Annotated in this window: 16 protein-coding genes and 1 rRNA gene; 13 read left to right on the top strand and 4 right to left on the bottom strand. The window is 70.0% G+C overall.

What is annotated here, in order from left to right:
- The 5 genes from rrf to FHR82_RS17825 form a co-directional block, all read left to right on the top strand.
- A 5S ribosomal RNA gene (gene rrf, locus FHR82_RS17805) occupies positions 1-94 on the top strand; the annotation flags it as partial.
- Between the two features lie 98 nt (positions 95-192).
- Positions 193-1,053 carry a GNAT family N-acetyltransferase gene (locus FHR82_RS17810; RefSeq protein ID WP_184811594.1) on the top strand — a complete coding sequence of 287 codons (861 nt, stop codon included), beginning with the start codon at positions 193-195 and terminating at the stop codon, positions 1,051-1,053.
- Entirely contained in the window at positions 1,050-1,796 is a 747-nt protein-coding gene (locus FHR82_RS17815; protein ID WP_184811595.1) for a type 1 glutamine amidotransferase, read from the top strand. Before FHR82_RS17810 ends, FHR82_RS17815 begins: the two co-directional genes overlap by 4 nt.
- A 3-nt stretch (positions 1,797-1,799) precedes the next feature.
- Positions 1,800-4,763, top strand: a complete 2,964-nt coding sequence (locus FHR82_RS17820) for a bifunctional [glutamine synthetase] adenylyltransferase/[glutamine synthetase]-adenylyl-L-tyrosine phosphorylase (RefSeq protein WP_184811596.1) — start codon at positions 1,800-1,802, stop codon at positions 4,761-4,763.
- Between the two features lie 8 nt (positions 4,764-4,771).
- The gene (locus FHR82_RS17825; protein WP_184811597.1) at positions 4,772-5,191 is read left to right on the top strand and encodes an acyl-CoA thioesterase; all 420 of its coding nucleotides are present in this window, start codon (positions 4,772-4,774) and stop codon (positions 5,189-5,191) included.
- Here FHR82_RS17825 and FHR82_RS17830 read toward each other — a convergent pair.
- Positions 5,188-6,048, bottom strand: coding sequence for a M23 family metallopeptidase (locus tag FHR82_RS17830; RefSeq protein WP_184811598.1), 861 nt, complete (start codon positions 6,046-6,048; stop codon positions 5,188-5,190). The two genes, FHR82_RS17825 and FHR82_RS17830, sit on opposite strands and share 4 nt — an antisense overlap.
- Before the next feature lie 318 nt (positions 6,049-6,366).
- Between FHR82_RS17830 and FHR82_RS17835 the strand changes: the two genes are divergently transcribed.
- Entirely contained in the window at positions 6,367-7,467 is a 1,101-nt protein-coding gene (locus FHR82_RS17835; protein ID WP_184811599.1) for a HesA/MoeB/ThiF family protein, read from the top strand.
- Positions 7,464-8,633 (top strand): hypothetical protein, encoded by a 1,170-nt coding sequence (locus tag FHR82_RS17840; protein ID WP_184811600.1) that lies wholly within the window; start codon positions 7,464-7,466, stop codon positions 8,631-8,633. Before FHR82_RS17835 ends, FHR82_RS17840 begins: the two co-directional genes overlap by 4 nt.
- A gap of 62 nt (positions 8,634-8,695) precedes the next feature.
- On the opposite strand, the gene glnA is transcribed toward FHR82_RS17840, so the two are convergent.
- Complete coding sequence (gene glnA / locus FHR82_RS17845; RefSeq protein WP_184811601.1) at positions 8,696-10,120, bottom strand: type I glutamate--ammonia ligase; 1,425 nt, start codon at positions 10,118-10,120, stop codon at positions 8,696-8,698.
- A 251-nt stretch (positions 10,121-10,371) separates the two neighbouring features.
- Here glnA and FHR82_RS17850 point away from each other — a divergent pair, with 251 nt between their 5' ends.
- Entirely contained in the window at positions 10,372-10,848 is a 477-nt protein-coding gene (locus FHR82_RS17850; protein ID WP_184811602.1) for an RDD family protein, read from the top strand.
- A gap of 78 nt (positions 10,849-10,926) precedes the next feature.
- Positions 10,927-12,936, top strand: coding sequence for a sensor histidine kinase (locus FHR82_RS17855; protein WP_184811603.1), 2,010 nt, complete (start codon positions 10,927-10,929; stop codon positions 12,934-12,936).
- Here the strand turns inward: FHR82_RS17855 and FHR82_RS17860 are convergent.
- Together FHR82_RS17860 and FHR82_RS17865 are read right to left on the bottom strand one after the other, a co-directional pair.
- Positions 12,920-13,510 (bottom strand): Uma2 family endonuclease, encoded by a 591-nt coding sequence (locus FHR82_RS17860; RefSeq protein ID WP_184811604.1) that lies wholly within the window; start codon positions 13,508-13,510, stop codon positions 12,920-12,922. The two genes, FHR82_RS17855 and FHR82_RS17860, sit on opposite strands and share 17 nt — an antisense overlap.
- Positions 13,511-13,572: 62 nt before the next feature.
- Positions 13,573-14,301 (bottom strand): DUF4191 domain-containing protein, encoded by a 729-nt coding sequence (locus FHR82_RS17865; RefSeq protein ID WP_184811605.1) that lies wholly within the window; start codon positions 14,299-14,301, stop codon positions 13,573-13,575.
- A gap of 98 nt (positions 14,302-14,399) precedes the next feature.
- Between FHR82_RS17865 and FHR82_RS17870 the strand changes: the two genes are divergently transcribed.
- The 4 genes from FHR82_RS17870 (at position 14,400) to FHR82_RS17885 (ending at position 17,561) form a co-directional block, all read left to right on the top strand.
- Complete coding sequence (locus tag FHR82_RS17870; RefSeq protein ID WP_184811606.1) at positions 14,400-16,496, top strand: ATP-dependent DNA helicase UvrD2; 2,097 nt, start codon at positions 14,400-14,402, stop codon at positions 16,494-16,496.
- A gap of 124 nt (positions 16,497-16,620) precedes the next feature.
- A complete protein-coding gene (locus tag FHR82_RS17875) occupies positions 16,621-16,848 on the top strand; it encodes a hypothetical protein (RefSeq protein ID WP_184811607.1) in 228 nt (75 codons plus the stop codon).
- 117 nt (positions 16,849-16,965) lie between these two features.
- On the top strand, positions 16,966-17,337 hold the full coding sequence (locus FHR82_RS17880; RefSeq protein WP_184811608.1) for a WhiB family transcriptional regulator: 372 nt from the start codon (positions 16,966-16,968) through the stop codon (positions 17,335-17,337).
- Positions 17,334-17,561: a hypothetical protein gene (locus FHR82_RS17885; protein ID WP_184811609.1), complete on the top strand. Its 228-nt coding sequence runs from the start codon at positions 17,334-17,336 to the stop codon at positions 17,559-17,561. Before FHR82_RS17880 ends, FHR82_RS17885 begins: the two co-directional genes overlap by 4 nt.
- Positions 17,562-17,674 lie beyond the last annotated feature (113 nt).

Raw genomic sequence — 17,674 nt, forward strand, 5'->3', positions numbered from 1 at the left:
AACGCCCGGTCCCATTCCGAACCCGGAAGCTAAGCCCACCAGCGCCGATGGTACTGCACTCGCCAGGGTGTGGGAGAGTAGGACACCGCCGAACATTCTTTCCAAAGGGCCTCGCTGGCAACAGCGAGGCCCTTTTGGCATGCCCAGGGTAAATCGGTGGACCTCGGTCGGCGTCACGCGTCACTCTTGGGCATGGACCTGCAGATATACGACGATCCGCGGGCGTTCGCAGCGCTCGCCGATCCGTTCTACGGCACTGACACCCTCAGACATACTGTCGCGCTCACGGTGATGGCCCGTTTTCTCGGGATGGCGCGCGCGAACCCGGCGATCATGGGCACCCTTCACGACAACGGTGAGCTCATCGGTGTGGCGCTTCGCACACCGCCGTGGCCGGTCATCGTCTCAGGGTTGCCGACGGACTCGGACGTCCTGGACAGCTTCCTGACCCAGTGGCTCGAGGCCGATCCCGAGCTGCCCGGTGTCAGCGGTCCCATCGAGAACGCGTATGCGGTCGCCGACGTGTGGACCAAGCGGACCGGCGGTACGACGAACGTCACACTCGCCAGCAGGCTCTTCCGCCTCGGCGAGCTGGAGCCGCCCACGACCACCGGGCAGGCCCGCGAAGCCACCGAGGACGACGTTGAGTTGCTCGTCACATGGCGACGTGACTTCGAGATCGAGGCCCTCGGGTTCCAGCGCGATGCCGACGAGGGACCCGTCGAGATCCGGCGCAGGTTCGAGATCGGGGACAGCGTCGTGTTGTGGGAGGACGGTGGCAAGCCAGTCGCGTGGGCGAACGCCAGCAAACCCATCGGTGGCATGTCCCGTGTCGGGCCCGTCTACACCCCACCGGAGCACCGCGAGCACGGGTACGGCTCCGCGGTCACCGCGGCGGCCTCGCAGCACGCCATGGACGCGGGCGCGGACGACGTCATCCTCTTCACCGATCTCACGAACCCGGTGTCGAACTCCATCTACCAGAAGATCGGCTACCGCCCGGTGTACGACTCGACGGAGCTGGAATTCGCCCGGCTACCCTCGACAACGTGACATCTCCACGCCTGCTCGTCATCCAGCCCGACGAGCAAGACCCGATCGGTCCGCTCGGCGACTGGCTCACCGGTGCCGGCGCCGAGCTGGACATTCGCAAGCCGGGCGACATCCCTGCCGACACCGGCGGCTACCAGGGCCTGGTCGTGCTCGGCGGTCACATGGGCGCCTACGACGACCTCGACTTCCCGTGGCTCGCGGACGTCCGCCGCCTCCTCGCGTCGGCCACCACGTCGGGCTTGCCCACGCTCGCGATCTGCCTCGGCGCGCAGCTGCTGGCTGCCGCCACCGGGGGAAGGGTCATCACCGGCCCGGACGGTCCCGAGGTCGGTCCGCTGCTCGTCGCGAAACGTGATGTCGGCTGGAACGACCCGCTGTTCGCGGACCTGCCGTTCATGCCGGACGTCATGCAGTTCCACTCCGACATCGTGGTGCAGTTGCCGCCAAACGCGGCGTTGCTCGCGGCGTCGACGTTGTACCCGCACCAGGCGTTCCGGGTCGGTCGCGCCGTGTACGGCATCCAGTTCCACATCGAGACCACCACGGAACTGGTCGAGGAGTGGGCGGCGAACAACCCGGACACCGCGGAGTTCGCGCGACCCGGGGAGCTGTCACACGACCGGCTCGTCCAGGCCCACGCCGACCTCGAGGAGACGTGGCGCCCGTTCGCGGCGCAGTTCGTGAAGCTCGTCACCGGTGAGCTGGCCCCGGCCAGTACGCCGCTGCCGCTGATCCAGCACTGAGCCATGGGCGACCGCGTTCGTTCCGTCGTCTCCATCGCCCGCTACGGCTTCACCGACGACCGCGCCGGTGACCATTTGCGTGCCGCGGGCTGGTGGGCCGACGGCGCCCCGGTGAAGGAGTTCGAGCACACTCTCGTCGCGTTGTCCCGCAGTCCCGACCCGGACCTCGCGTTGCGTGCGCTCGACCGCATGCGCACGGGCGACGAGAAGGGCTGGTCGGGGCTCAACCGGGCGCTCGTCACCGACCGCGGGTTGCGGGCCCGGCTGTTGTCGGTGCTCGGCGCGTCCACCGCGCTCGGCGACTTCGTCATCAGCAGGCCCGGCGAGTGGCGTCGGTTGCTCACCGACCGGCAGACCTCGCCCGTGCAGTACCCGGGTGTGTTGCTCGCCGCGGTCGAGAACGCGGCACCGTCCGACGCCGTCCGCGGGTTGCGGGCCGCCTACCGCGGGCTGTTGTTGGAGATCGCCGCGGAGGACCTCGCGCACCTCATCGAGCCGGACCTGCCAGCGCTCGACTACCAGCAGGCGACCGCCCGCCTCACCTACCTGGCCGAGGCCGGGATCCGTGCCGCGTTGGACGTCGCCGAGACCGAGGCCGGGGACGCGCGTGAGAACTGCCGGTTCACGGTCGTCGCGATGGGCAAGACCGGTGGCCGTGAGCTGAACTACGTGTCCGACGTGGATGTGCTGTTCGTCGCCGACGGCGACCTGGACGTCGCCACCCGGCTCGCGACCACCACGATGCGGATCGCGACCAGCGCCTGTTTCGAGGTCGACGCCGCGCTCCGCCCGGAAGGCAAGGCGGGTCCGCTGGTCCGCACGCTCGACGGGCACACCAGCTACTACAAGCGGTGGGCCCGGACCTGGGAGTTCCAGGCGCTGCTGAAGGCGCGGCCGATCGCCGGTGACCCGGAGCTGGGCCAGGACTACCTGGACGCGGTGCGGCCGATGGTGTGGACGGCGGCCGACCGCGACAACTTCGTCGACGACGTGCGTGCGATGCGCCGCCGCGTCGAGGACCACGTGCCGTCCGACCTCGTGGACCGTGAGCTGAAGCTGGGCCGGGGTGGGTTGCGGGACGTCGAGTTCGCGGTGCAGCTGCTGCAGCTGGTGCACGGCCGCAACGACGACGCGCTGCGGCTCGGGTCGACCGTCGACGCGCTCGCGATGCTCGGTGACCGCGGCTACGTTGGCCGCACCGACGCCGCCGAGCTGGGGGAGAGCTACCGGTTCCTGCGCACGCTCGAGCACCGGCTCCAGCTGCAGCGGCTGCGCCGCACCCACCTGTTCCCCGCCGACTCCAACGTCGACGAGCTGCGCTGGCTCGCGCGTGCCGCCGGGGTGCGGCCCGCGCGCGGCAAGCCCGAATGGCAGGTGCTGCTCGAGGACTTCCGCAGGCATGTGCGCCGCATCCGCAGGCTGCACGAGAAGTTGTTCTACCGGCCGCTGCTGGAGGCGGTCGCGCGTGTTCCCACGAACGCGTTGCGCCTGACCGCCAAGCAGGCCGAGCAGCGGCTCGCCGCGCTCGGGTTCGCGGGGCCGGACGGTGCGCTGCGGCACATCCAGGCGCTCACCACCGGGGTGTCGCGCCGCGCCGCGATCCAGAGCGCGTTGCTGCCCGCGTTGATGGACCTGTTCGCCAACACCCCCGACCCGGACGGTGGTCTGCTCGCGTACCGGCGGGTGTCCGAGGCGCTCGCCGCGACCCCCTGGTACCTGCGGGTGCTGCGTGACGAGGGCGCGGTCGTCGAGCGGCTCGCGCAGCTGCTCGGCACGTCGAAGATGGTGCCGGAGCTGTTGACCCGCGCACCCGAGGTGCTGCAGCTGCTCGGTGACGTCGACAAGCTCGCGGGCCGCGACCCCCACGAGGTGGCGCGGTCGCTGCGGCAGGCGGTGAACCGGCACGGCTACCTGCCGAACGCGGTCACCGCGGCCCGCTCGTTCCGGCGGCATGAGCTGTTGCGGGTGGCGTCCGCGGACCTGCTCGGGTTCATGGACACGCTGTCGGTGTGTCATGCGCTGTCGACGGTGTGGGCGGTGGTGCTGCAGTCGGTGCTGGCGGCCGTGGACCGGGCCGAGTCGGTGGCCGCCGGTGGGCGGCTCGCGACGATCTCGGTGATCGGCATGGGCCGGCTCGGCGGCGCCGAACTGGGGTACGGGTCGGACGCGGACGTGTTGTTCGTGTGCGAGCCCGCCGGTGGCGCGTCCGAGGAGGACGCGGTGAAGTACGCGTCGCGGGTGGCGCAGAGTGTGCGGAAGCTGTTGTCGTCGCCGAGTCAGGACCCGCCGCTGCACGTGGACGTCGATCTGCGGCCGGAGGGGCGGCAGGGCGCGATCGTCCGCACGCTCGAGTCCTACCGCGCCTACTACGCGCAGTGGTCGGAGGTGTGGGAGGCGCAGGCGTTGTTGCGTGCCCGCCCGATCGCCGGTGACGACGACCTAGGCGCGCGGTTCATCGAGCTGATCGACCCGATCCGGTACCCGGCCGATGGGCTGGACGCGGACCGGATCCGTGAGGTGCGGCGCATCAAGGCCCGCGTGGACACCGAGCGGCTGCCGCGTGGCGCCGACGCGGCGACGCACACGAAGCTCGGCCGCGGCGGGCTCGCCGACATCGAGTGGACGGTGCAGCTGCTGCAGTTGCGGTACGCGCACGAGCACCCCGGCCTGCGCACGACCTCCACTGTGGACGGTTTGGGGGCGGCGATCGAGGCCGGCCTGGTCGACGAGGTGGACGCGGTGGAGCTGCGGGAGTCGTGGTTGCTCGCGACCCGGGTCCGCAACGCGGCGACGCTGGTGCGGGGCAAGCAGACCGATCAGCCGCCGACGTCCGGGCGGGAGCTGACGGCGGTCGCCGCGGTCATCCGGCAGGACGTGGAAGCCGATGCGGGTGAGTTCCTCGACTCATACCGTCGCACGTTGCGCCGGGCACGTGGTGTGGTGGAACGGCTCTTCTACGACGACTGAGGTGAGGTATGGGCGTCAGCACCAGGATCGAGGTGCGTGGGTACGAGCTGGACTCGCTCGGGCACGTGAACCACGCCGTGTACCACCAGTACGGCGAGGTGGCGCGGATGAAGGCGTTCGCCGTCGCGGGCTGTGACTGGGACGAGCTGATGCGGCGGCGGATCGGGCCGGTGCTGCTCAGCACGACCGTGAACTTCCGCGCCGAGCTGCGTGGCGGTGACGTGGTGGACGTGTCGTGCGCGGCGAAGTTCGGCACCGGCAAGACGTTCACGCTCGAACAGCAGATCGTGAAGGTCGACGGGACGGTGTCCGCCGAGATGTACGGCGTGTTCGGGGTGATGGACCTGGACGCGCGGAAGTTGTTCGCCGACCCGCGCGCCACCCTGGAGTCGGCCGGCCTCGACATGGGTGTCCTGCTGGACGGTTAGCAGTGCTCCGACGGGCTGTTGTAGGCCACGCCCCCGGTCGACCCGCCCCACTTGACGCAGGTCGGGGCGACGGCGGTCACGGGCCCAGCGTAGTAGCTGAAGTTGCCGGAGTCGGTTTTCCTTGCCGCGCCTTGGGGTTCGAGGTATGCGGCGGTGGCGGTCGCGGTGCCCTTGTTGGTGAACTTGAGCGTGACGACGCAGTTGCTGCCGCCATTCCACAACAGGTCCACCGCGCCCGCGGTGCCGAGCCTGGCGGTGTCGATCACGCGGTAGGTGCCGCCGCAGACCGCCGCGGGGTCGTAGGAGGTCGAGCAGTTGCGTGAGGTGACGTTCGCGTTGGGATAGCCGAACGTCGTGCCGTTGAAGACCGCGCGCTGGATGTTGCCGGGGTAGCCGGTGGAGCCCAGCCGGACCTCGTAGTGCAGGTGCGGGCTGATGTTGTTGCCCGGCTTGGACGTGTTGCCGAGCGTCCCGATCGACTGTCCGCGCGTGACGACCTGCCCGGCGACGACGGCCATGGTCGAGAGGTGGGCGTAGTAGGTGAAGTAGCCGCCCGCGTGCGCGATCTTGACGAGGTTGCCGTACCCGTTGGCGCTGCCCTGGTGCGCCGCGGTGCGTACGGTCCCGTCCGCCGCCGCGACGACCGTGTCGTACCGGTCGGCGTCGGCTGTCGACCCGCGGTTGAAGTCGATCTCGTAGGTTTGGTGGGCGCTGGAGTTGTCGCTGTCACCGTTCCAGGTTTGCCCGCAGGGGAAGGGAAGTTGGAAGGCCGGGGCGGCGCTCGCGGTCGCGGGGAAGACCCCGACGACCGCACCGAGCGCGAGAACCCCCGCCGTGAGAACCGAACGAAGCCGCATGATCGCTCCCATCCAGCCAGGTGTGACAGAACCGTAGAAAGCGTCCAACCCGGCTGTCAATAACTGACCATCTGCATGCGACAGATGGTGGAACGTTTGCACACGGGTGTGAGTCCGCGGTGAGGGGTTTGTTAGCGGGCTGGGGCAGCCTCCGTGCACCCGCCACAGAGGTGGCGGGGGACGAGAGGAGATTCCGATGACCATCGAGGTCCGCAAGGTCGAGTCCGTCAAGGCGACCGGCAACGACGCCTGAGTGACGTGACGGTGGGCGGGACTCCTGTCGTCCCGTCCCACCACCTCGACCACGGGAGACCCGCTGTGCGCGTGGTGTTGAAGGAATGTGCGTGGGCGCCGCTCGGCGACGGCCTGGTCCTGGTGCGCGATCCGAGGGAGGCGCTGACGCTGGCCGACCCGGACGGGCAGGTCGCGGCACTGCTCGAGGAGCTGAGCACGGGTCCGGCGACCGCGGCGGAACTGTCCGCCGCCCTGTCGGCGCGCGGCGTCGCGGTCAGCGCCGCCGACGTGGCCGCGGGCCTGGACGGGCTCGACTCGCTCGGGTTGCTGGAGCGGCCGGACGAGCAGACACTCGGTGACCCGGACGTCGACGCCCGCCAGTTCTCCAACCTGACGTTCTTCGCGTCGTACGCGCGGCGCGACCAGTCACGCGCGGAGTTCGTGCGCCGGGTCCGTGCGTCCCGGGTGCTCGTGCTCGGCGCGGGCGGCGTCGGTTCCAGCGTCGTGCAGTGCCTCGCCGGTCTCGGTGTCGGCGCCATGACGATCGTGGACCGCGACGACGTGGAGCCGCGCAACTTCGCCCGCCAGTTCCTGTACCGGCACCGCGACGTCGGCCGGTCGAAGGTGGCGCGGGCCGCGGAGTGGGTGCGCGAGTACGACCCGGGCATCGAGGTGCGGCCCGTCGAACGGTGGATCATCGGGCCCGGTGACCTCGCTGACCTCGTCGAGGACGTCGATCTGGTGGTCGGCGGTATCGACAGCGAACAGGACGCGCACCTGTGGGTCAACGAGGCCGTGCTGCGTGCCGGTGTGCCGTGGGTGGGCGGCGGGATGCAGCGCACCCAGTTCATGTACTTCTCCGTCGACCCCGGCCGCAGCCCGTGCCTGCTGTGCGACGAGTCGGACCGCCCCGATCCCGGTGAGCCGACGTCGGCGGGTGTCGCGCAGCGGCTGTCGCGTTCGCTGCGGTTCAACAACGCGCTGATCGGGCCGATCGCGATGCAGCTCGGGTCGCTGATCGCCTACGAGGCGCTGCGGTACCTGTCCGGGTTCGAGCCGCCGCGCGCTGCCGGTGCCCAGGTGGTGGTTGACCTGCGCACCGGGCTCGTGCCGGTGTGGCAGCCGTTCCCCCGGCTCGCGGACTGCCCGGCGTGTGCGCTCGCGGTGGCGGAGGTGCGGTCGTGACCACGGTCCGGCTGCGGCCGCTGTCGATCGTGCCGGAGGGCGAGGAGGTGCTCGTCGGCGATCCGGAGACCGGCACGTTCGTGACCATCCCGGCGATCGGCGGGCTCGTCATCGAGGCGCTGACGCGTGGCGCCACCATCGACGAGGTCGCGGCCGAAGCCGAGGCGGCGGCCGGTCAGCCGGTCGACATCCCGGCGTTCGTCGCGACGCTGACCGAGCTGGGGTTCGTCGACGACGGGTCGCGACCGGAGGCCGCCGCGACCGCCCCGATCCAGGGGAAGCGGTGGGTGGCCGGGGTCAGTGAGCGGGTGGTGCGGCCGCTGTTCGGGCGGGTCGCGTGGTGCTGCTACGCCGCGATCGCCGTGTTCTGCGTGGCCGTGTTCGTGGTGCGCCCGGACCTGTTCCCGTCGGCGGCCCGGGACGCGTTCCCGTTCGGCGACATCGGGTTGAGCGCTGTGCTGCTCGTGCCGTTCTCCATGGCGACGATGGCGTTGCACGAGTGCGGGCACTGGCTCGCCGCGCGCGCCGCCGGGCTGCGCGCCCGGTTCGGGGTGGACCGGCGGATGATGCTGCTGGTCTTCGAAACCGACCTCACGCAGGTCTGGGGTGTGCCGAGGAAACAGCGCTACAGCCCGCTGCTCGGCGGCATGGCGGTCGACGTCGTGCTGCTCGGTGCGCTGCTGGCCGCGAGCCTCGCCGTCGACGACGCCGCGGTGTCGGCGGCGCTCGCCGTCGGGATCTACCTGAAGCTCGCCGGGTTCCTGTGGCAGTGCATGGTGTTCCTGCGGACCGACCTGTACGCGGTCATGGTGAACCTGCTCGGCTGCCACAACCTGTGGCGGGTCAAGACGTTGTTGCTGCGGCGGGCGTTCGGGCGGCTGTCCGCGGCGGAGACCGAGGAGCTGGCGTCGGCGTCGGCGGCGGACCGCCGCGCGGGCAGCTGGTTCCGCTGGGTGTGGCTCGCCGGGTTCGCCGGTGTGCTCGGCTGGTTCGCGTTGTTCGTGCTGCCGGTCGTCGCGGTCGTGCTGCGGTGGGCCGCCGACGGCATGTCAGCCGGTCCGCTGGCGGGGCGGTTCTGGTACTGCCTGGTGTGCGCGGCGCTGCTGCTCGGGCCGTATCTGCTCGCCGCGGGGCTCGCGGTCCGCGAACGCCGGTCCCGGACATAGTTCAGGCCGGCGGCCGGGGTTTCCCCTCGACCGCCGGCCTGTGTCCGCGGGATCGGCTCCGATCACACGTCGTAGTACAGGGCGAACTCGTACGGGTGCGGGCGCAGGCGGAGCGGGTCGATCTCGTGCTCGCGCTTGAACGCGATCCAGGTCTCGATCACGTCCGACGTGAACACGCCGCCCTCCAGCAGGAACTCGTGGTCCGCCTCGAGGCTGTCCAGCACCGCGTCCAGCGACCCGGGCACGGTCGCGACGTCCTTGGCCTCCTCGGGCGGCAGCTCGTAGAGGTCCTTGTCGATCGGCGTCGGCGGCTCGATCTTGTTCTTGATGCCGTCGAGGCCTGCCATCACCATCGCCGCGAACGCGAGGTACGGGTTGCCGGACGAGTCGGGGCAGCGGAACTCGATGCGCTTGGCCTTCGGGTTGGCGCCCGTGATGGGGATGCGCACGCAGGCGGAGCGGTTGCGCTGCGAGTACACCAGGTTGATCGGCGCCTCGTAGCCCGGCACCAGCCGGTGGTACGAGTTGACCGTCGGGTTGGTGAACGCCAGCAGGCTCGGCGCGTGGTGCAGCAGGCCACCGATGTAGTGGCGTGCCGTGTCGGACAGGCCCGCGTAGCCGGACTCGTCGTGGAACAGCGGCTCGCCGTCCTTCCACAGCGACTGGTGGCAGTGCATGCCGGAGCCGTTGTCACCGAAGAGCGGCTTCGGCATGAAGGTGGCGGTGCGGCCTGCGTCCCACGCGGTGCTCTTGACGATGTACTTGAACAGCTGCAGGTCGTCGGCCGCGTGCAGCAGCGAGTTGAACTTGTAGTTGATCTCGGCCTGGCCCGCGGTGCCCACCTCGTGGTGCGCGCGCTCGACGGTGAAGCCGGAGTTGATCAGGTTCAGCGAGATCTCGTCACGCAGGTCGGCGAAGTGGTCGACCGGCGGCACCGGGAAGTAGCCGCTCTTGTACTTCGTCTTGTAGCCGCGGTTGCCGCCTTCCTCGTCGGCGCCGGTGTTCCACCAGCCCTCGATCGAGTCGATCTCGTGGAAGGAGCCGTTCTCGGCCGAGTCGAACCGCACCGAGTCGAACACGTAGAACTCGGCTTCGGCGCCGAAGAACGCGGTGTCGGCGATGCCGGACTCGGCCAGGTACTGCTCGGCCTTGCGCGCGATGTTGCGCGGGTCACGGCTGTAGGCCTCGCGGGTCAGCGGGTCGTGCACGAAGAAGTTCATGATGAGCGTGTTCTCGACCCGGAACGGGTCGAGCCGCGCGGTCGCCAGGTCGGGCAGCAGCAGCATGTCCGACTCGTGGATCTCCTGGAAGCCGCGCACCGAGGAGCCGTCGAACGCGAGGCCGTCGTTGATGGTGTCCGCGTCGAACGACTGCACCGGCACGGTGAAGTGCTGCATGATGCCCGGGAGGTCGCAGAACCGGACGTCGACGAACTTCACCTCTTCGTCGGAGATGAACTTCAGGACCTCGTCGGAATTCTTGAACACGCTCGTTGGCTCCTTACCTCTGCTCCGGGGGCGCTCGCGGTCAAGCTATGAGTGCGGTGTTGCCCGGCCATCACCCTCATGTTTCGCCGATGTTAACGACGTGGGGCGGGGTCCAGCCGAGGTCGAGCATGCCAGCCTCAGGGCCCCGACGCGACTGGTTCTACCCTGGTGTTCGTGAGCGGAGCTTGCGGAGCGAACAATCAGATACCGGGCGACCGCGAGCGGCAGCACCGAGCCTGCGAGGGGCTGTCGTGAGCAGAGTGACGGGTTCGTGGCTGTCCGGCGGGATCGGTGAGACCGGTGACGAGCCGCAGGAGTGGCCGGGGGAGCGGCTCGGTCTTCCCAAGGAGGGCCCGGGGTCGGTCGCCCCGCGCGGTGTCCGACTGCTCGCCCTGCTCATCGACCTGGTGCTGATGTCCCTCGCGACCAGCGTGTTCGTCGAGGTCGACGTGAACAGGCCCGAGGTGATGCAGCAGTTCAACTACACCTCGGGGGTGGTGTGGTTCGTGATCACCTCGGTGATGATCACCCTGTTCGGCTTCACCGCCGGCAAGGCGCTGCTCGGGCTGCGGGTCGTGCGCCTCGACGGCAAACCGATGGTCGGACCGGTCCGCGCGGTCCCGCGCACACTGCTGACCGCGCTGCTCCTGCCTGCCGCGATCGCCGACGCCGACAGCCGTGGCCTGCACGACAAGGTCACTGGGACGGTCGTCGTACGTACCCGATAGGGCGCTGCCCGCGACCGGTCTGACCAATTACGATTTGCCGACCACTGGTCGAGATCACCGCTGCCTGAGGAGCCGGACATGCGCAGCCGCCGGCGTGGGCAGGTGCTCTCCCTGGCCGTCGTGCTGGGCACGGTCGGTCTCGGCACCGCGGTCGCGGCCGCGGTCCGCACGCAGATCGACGACGCGTGGGGGTACTCGGCGTACGACCCGGTGCCGCTGAACATCGCCGTCGCCGTGTTCTTCTCCGCGATGGGGGTGCTGGTCACCTGGCACAAACCCGGCAACGTGCTCGGCTGGACGCTGCTCGCGATCGCCGCGTGGGACGGCGTCGGCGTGCTGCTGACGGTCCTGACCGGAGCGTCGGGTTCGCCGGTGTTGATGTGGCTGCAGGCGTGGCTGTGGGCGCCGCCGATCTGGGCGGTCACCACGCTGCTGCCGATGATCTACCCGGACGGCCGTCTGCCGAGCCGCCGCTGGTGGTGGGCGGTGGCGCTCACCGCGGCCGGCATGGTCGTCTACTGCGCCGGTCTCGCGTTCGAGGACGCCGACTTCGCCGGCACGCGGACGGTGGTGAACCCGCTGGCCGACCCGCCGCTGGCAGCGCCGCTGCTCAGGACAGGCGAGTACCTCCTGCTCGTCGCGACGATCCTCGCCGTCGCCGGGCTGGTGTGGCGGTGGCTGCGGGCGAGTGGCGTGTACCGGCGGCGGGTCACGCTGTTGTTGTGCGCGTTCGGTTTCGGCGCGGTGCAGGCCGTGGTGCGCGACAGCATTCCCGGGCAGCTGCCCGCGGTGCTCGACCGCGGGCTGGAGGTGCTGGCGTTCGTGCTGGTGCCGCTGGCGATCGCGGTGGCGGTGACCAGGGACCGCCTGTACGACCTGGACCAGACGGTGCGCCACGCGATCGTCGGGGTGGCGTCGGCGGGCACCCTGTTCGCGTGTTACCTCGGCGGGTACGCGGTGCTGCAGACCGTGCTGCCCGCATCGGTCGCGCCGGGGTCGGCGCTGGCGGCCGGGGTCGCGGGTGCCGCCCTGTTCCCGGTGACGCTGCTGGTGGTCCGGCGGGTGCGGTCGCTGCTGTGGGGGCGGCGGGTCGACGTGGTGGAGCTGGCCGTCGGTCTCGGCAACCGGATGCGTGACCAGCTCGACTCGGCCGAGGTGCCCGCCGTGGTGTGCGAGCAGCTCGTGCGGTCGCTGCGGCTGCGGATGGCGCGGCTCGACCTGGAGACCGACAGCGGGCTGCGGCGGCTCGCGCAGGTGGGGTCGATGGACCGGTCCGGCGGCGCGAACCCGGAACGGTTCCAGCTCTGGTACCGGGGGGTGCGGGTCGGGCAGCTGATGGTGCTGCCCTCCGACGGCCACCCCTACCTGGACGAACGCATGGCGCAAGCGCTTGCGTCGCTCGCGGACCACGTGGCGCCGGTCGTCGCGGCGCTGCGACTCGACGAGGAGCTGCTCCAGTCCCGCGAGCAGGTGGTGACCGCGCGGGAGGAGGAACGGTCCCGCCTGTCCCGCGAACTGCACGACAACGTGGGCCCCACCCTGGCGGGCACCCGCATGCAGATCGAAGCGGTCCGCACCAAGCTCCCCGCCGACTTCGCCGCGGTCGGCCTGATGGACCGCGCGATGCAGGGCATCGACGACGCGCTCCGCACACTGCGCCGGGTCGTGCACGGCCTGCGTCCTCCGGAACTCGACGCGCTGGGCTTGTCTGGGGCGCTGCGTGAGCTGGCGGTGTTCCTGTCCGGCCCGTCACTGAAGGTGGAGACGACGCTGCCGCAGACACTCGCGCCGCTGTCCAAGCAGGTGGAGGTGGCCGCCTACCGCATCGTCGCCGAGGCGTTGACCAACGTCGTCCGCCACGCACAGGCCACCCGCGCCGAGATCACGGTGACCCTGACCGAAGACCGCCTGGCGGTGGCGGTCGCCGACGACGGCGTGGGCGTCCCCCCGGACTCGGGCCGCAACGGCATGGGCATGCGCTTCATGGCCCAACGAGCCCGCGAGATCAAAGGCGAGTTCACCTGCGAAAGCGACCACGACGGCACCGTGGTGCGCGCCGTCCTCCCCGCCGTCACACCAGGCGGCTGAGGTCGACCTCCACGGGGAACGGCACGTCGGTCCGGAAGGTCCCGGTGGCGGTCTGGTCGTCCTGATACCCGAACTGCTCGGTCAACCGGCACGCGGTCAGCGACACGGGACGGTCGACGTCGACGATCCAGTAGTTCGGGATCCCGGCGTCCGCGTAGTCGTTCCGCTTGTGCACGTGATCGGTGCGCTTCGAACTCGGCGAAACGATCTCCACGACCAGCAGGACCTCGGATGCCGGGACGATCCCGCCTTCCTCGGCGAGCCGATCGCCGAATTCCCGTCGAACGACCATGATGTCGGGACGGCGGCTGGATCCGGGCTCGTCAGCGGGCGCCAGCTCGAGATCGACATCGAGTGCCTGCACAGCCTCGAAGTCCGCTGGTGCCTGTGCGACCAGCGCCGAGTACAACCTGCCCATGGCCCGGCTGTGCTTGAACGCGGGACTTGGTGACATCAACAGACGGCCCTCAACGAGTTCGGTGTAGCCGTGCTCGGTCTCACCGAGCGCGGCGTACTCCCCAATGGTCAGCAAGTGGAACGAGTCGCCATCCAACTCGTGCAGCTCGGCGGTCATGGCGTCTCCTCCCTGTTGCCGGCCACGTTCTCACGAGGCACCGACAATTCTGGAGCGTCCGGTCAGCGACGGCGAATCGTGCGCTGGACGTTGCGCATCTTCGCGCCCTGCGGCATGGGGCCCTTCGGCAGCTGGGCGCCGCGGGCCGCGAGTGCCGACAGCCGCTTCTCGATCGTGTCGATCTGCGCGGGCTTGAGGTTGTTCGGCAGCTTCATGATCGTCTGCTGCAGCTTGCGCAGCGGGACCTGGTTCTCGTAGTTGCCGACGATGAAGTCGTAGATCGGGGTCTCGCCGATCACCCGCGCGATGCGCTTCTTCTCCTGCGCGAGCAGCGTCTTCACCCGGTGCGGCGCGCCCTCGGCGACCAGGACGACCCCCGGGCGGCCCAGTACCCGGTGCACGGCGTCGAGCTGCGTGGTGCCCGCGACCGTCGGGGTAACCCGCCAGCGGCCGCGCATGTTCTCCAGTGCCCACGCCGCGGCACCCGGCTGGCCGTCGGCCTTCGTGTACACGTTCTTCTGCACGCGGCGACCGAACAGGATCACGGCCGCGAGCAGGCCGAACGCGATGCCGACCGGCAGCAGGAACCACTGGATGCCCCAGATCAGGCCCAGGCCGAAGAACACGCCCGCGACCACCAGGAACGCGACCAGCATCAGCGGGATGAGCGCCTTGTCTTCCTTGCGTTGCATGTTGAACGCCTGGAAGATCTGCTTCCGCTTGGCCTTGGACGCTTCCTTCCGAGCCTTCTTAGCCTCGGCGGCCGCCGCCTTGTCCAACTTCTGAGCCATGAACACCAGGATACGGGGCGCACCTAACACTCGACTCGGGCGGCCGCGCACCGTGTCCGTCGAACGCTTCCGCACACCGATCTGTCAGGATGCCCGGCATGGGTGCGGTAGCTGTTTCGGGCGTCTCCGGCGAACCGGACGACACCGGACTCGACCCCGATCAGCTGATCGCGATCCACGCGCCCCGCGGACCCGTCTGCGTGCTCGCGGGCGCAGGCACCGGCAAGACCCGCACGATCGTCCACCGCATCGCGCACCTCATCCATTCGGGGCACGTCGCCGCAGGTCAGGTGCTCGCGGTGACGTTCACGGCGCGGGCCGCGGGGGAGATGCGGACCCGGTTGCGCGCGCTCGGCATCCACGGCGCGCAGGCACGCACGTTCCACGCCGCCGCGCTGCGGCAGCTCCGGTACTTCTGGCCGCGCGTCGTCGGCGGGCAGCAGTGGGACCTCCTCGAAGGCAAGCTCCGGCTGGTCAGCCAGGCCGCGCACAAGGCAGGGGTCGGCACCGAGTCCGAGGTGCTGCGCGACCTCGCCACCGAGATCGAGTGGGCGAAGGCGTCGCTGGTCACCCCCGACGACTACCCGGCCGAGGTCGCGAAACTGCGCAGGCAACCGCCCGCACCCGCGGAGCAGGTCGCGCAGGTGTACCAGTGGTACGAGTCGATCAAGACACGCGCCAACCAGCTCGACTTCGACGACCTGCTCCTGCACACGGCGGCCGCGCTGGAGGAGCACACCGTGGTCGCCGACGAGTTCCGCGACCGCTACCGCTGCTTCGTCGTCGACGAGTACCAGGACGTGACGCCGCTGCAGCAGCGCGTGCTCGACGCCTGGCTGGGGGACCGGGACGACCTGACGGTGGTCGGCGACGCGAACCAGACGATCTACTCGTTCGCAGGCGCGTCGGCCCGGCCGCTGCTGAACTTCACCCGCCGCTTCCCGCACGCCACCGTCGCGCGGCTCGAACGGGACTACCGGTCCACCCCCGAGGTCGTCGGGCTCGCCAACCGGGTCATCGGTGCCGCGCGGGACCGGCCGGCAGGGTCGCGGCTCAAGCTCGTCGGCCAGCGGAAGCCGGGCCCCGCCCCGGCGTTCGCCGAGCACGAGGACGAGCCCGCCGAGGCGGCGGCGGTCGCGCGGAAGATCTCCGAGCTGATCGACGCTGGCACAGCCGCCAGCGAGATCGCCGTCCTGTACCGGGTGAACGCCCAGTCGGAGGCGTTCGAGCAGGCGCTGTCCGAGCTGGAGATCCCGTACCTGGTCCGCGGCGGCGAGCGGTTCTTCATGCGCACCGAGGTCCGGCAGGCGACGGCCGCGCTGCGGACCGCGGCCGTGCAGAAACCGACCGGTGAGCTGCCGAAGCTGGTGCGCGAGCTGCTCGCGCCGCTCGGCCTGACCGCCGACCCGCCGACCGGTGGCGCCGCCCGCGAACGGTGGGAGTCGCTGCTCGCGCTGGTGGAGCTGGCCGAGGAGCTGGCGTCGACGATCGAGGGCGCCGACCTCGCGCAGTACGTCGTCGAGCTGGACATGCGGGCGCGAGCCCAGCACCCGCCGACCGTGGAGGGCGTGACACTCGCGTCGCTCCACGCCGCGAAGGGCCTCGAGTGGGACGCGGTGTTCCTCGTCGGTCTCGTCGACGGGACGCTGCCGATCCTGCACGCCGACGGCAACGACGCGGCGATCGAGGAGGAACGCCGGCTCCTCTACGTCGGCGTCACCCGCGCACGGCAGTTCCTGTCGCTCTCGTGGGCCACCGCGCGTTCGGAGAGCAACCGCCGCCCGCGCCGCCGCAGCCGGTTCCTCTACGGGCTGATCCCCGAGGACCACCCGACGTCGAGGCTCACCCGCGCCCGTCAGCAGACCGGCGTCGCACCGACGCTGTGCCGGGTGTGCGCCAGGCAACTCGTCGGGGCCGTCGCGACGAAGCTCGGCCGGTGCGCCAACTGTCCCGCGGACATCGACGAGGAGCTGCTCACGCGGCTGCGGGAGTGGCGGGCCAAGCGCGCGCGGATGCTCAAAGTGCCTGCGTACGTGGTGTTCACCGACGCCACGCTCACCGCGATCGCCGAGCAGCGGCCCACCGACTCGTCGACGCTGGTGTCCATCGCGGGCATCGGCGCGAGCAAGCTCGAGAAGTTCGGTTCGGAGGTGCTCGCGCTGCTCGCGGGCACTGCCTCTTCGGGTGACATGTAACGCATCAGGAAGAAGTCCCGAAAAACATGTTGCGCGCTCCTGATCGGGCCTAATAGCCTGCAGTAACCAGGTCGGGAGGCCTGAGGATCTCGAGGACAGTGGGGAGGTGGCCATCGTGAGGAACTTGACTCTCATCAAGTGCACCCCGGGCTACCCCATGTCCATGGCGGGGCACACGTATGTCTTCGGCGGCGCGAACCTGGCTGCTCTCGGCAGCATCGGTTCGGCCCACCGGCCAGTCATCGTCGAGCGCAAGCGAGTCGTCGGCGAACTGACGGCTGCGCGCGTGCAGACCCAGACCATCGATTTCCCGTGCAATGCGTCCGCTCCACCTCATGAGCGAAGGCCTTGACCGACAGGTCAAGACCCAAGGCTCACAGAGGCCGCGGACCCGGAAACGGATCCGCGGCCTTTGTGTTTTTTCAGAACAAAACCGCGACAAGTGACACCTACCAAGGAGTAACCCCTGATGAGTACCGCGACTGTCCCACTGGAGAGTGGGGCACCACCGGACCTTCTCGGTGTAAGTGAGCTGCTCGACGTGGCGCCTTCGGCCGGTCTCGACCTGCCGTGCCGCTCGGGCGACAACCCCGACCTGTGGTTCGCCGACACTCCGTCCGACCTCGAGCAGGCCAAGCGGCTCTGCGTGGACTGCCCGGTCCGCTCGGAGTGCCTGGCCGGCGCGCTTGCGCGGCAGGAGCCGTGGGGCGTGTGGGGTGGCGAGATCTTCGAGCGCGGCGCGGTCATCGCGCGCAAGCGGCCCCGCGGCCGTCCGCGCAAGGAGGACGTCGCTCGTGAGGCGGCCGAGCGTGCTGCCCGTGCACAGGAGGCAGCGGCATGACCCGGCAACTGCACTACCAGCCGACCAACCATGTGGACCTGATCGTTCCGGAGGGAACCAAAACAATGTTGCTCTACGAAAATCTTGCACGAGAACGAATGCGCGAGGCGGAACAGGACGCTGCTGAGCAGCGCTTGGTCCGCCGGTTGAACTCGGCACGCCGCTGGGAACGTTTGTCGGCGTGGGCAGCGAGACGCGCAAGGCGCGCGCAGGACCTGCTCTAGTTCAACCAGCGTGACGACGGCATCGCCCGCCCCGGTTTCCACCGAGGCGGGCGATGCCGCGTTCTGCGCTGGTTGCGCGACAGCACGCCGGACCGCCCACGACTTCCGGCGGA

Origin of the sequence: Actinophytocola algeriensis (assembly GCF_014203735.1) — a bacterium.
Lineage (GTDB): Bacteria > Actinomycetota > Actinomycetes > Mycobacteriales > Pseudonocardiaceae > Actinophytocola > Actinophytocola algeriensis.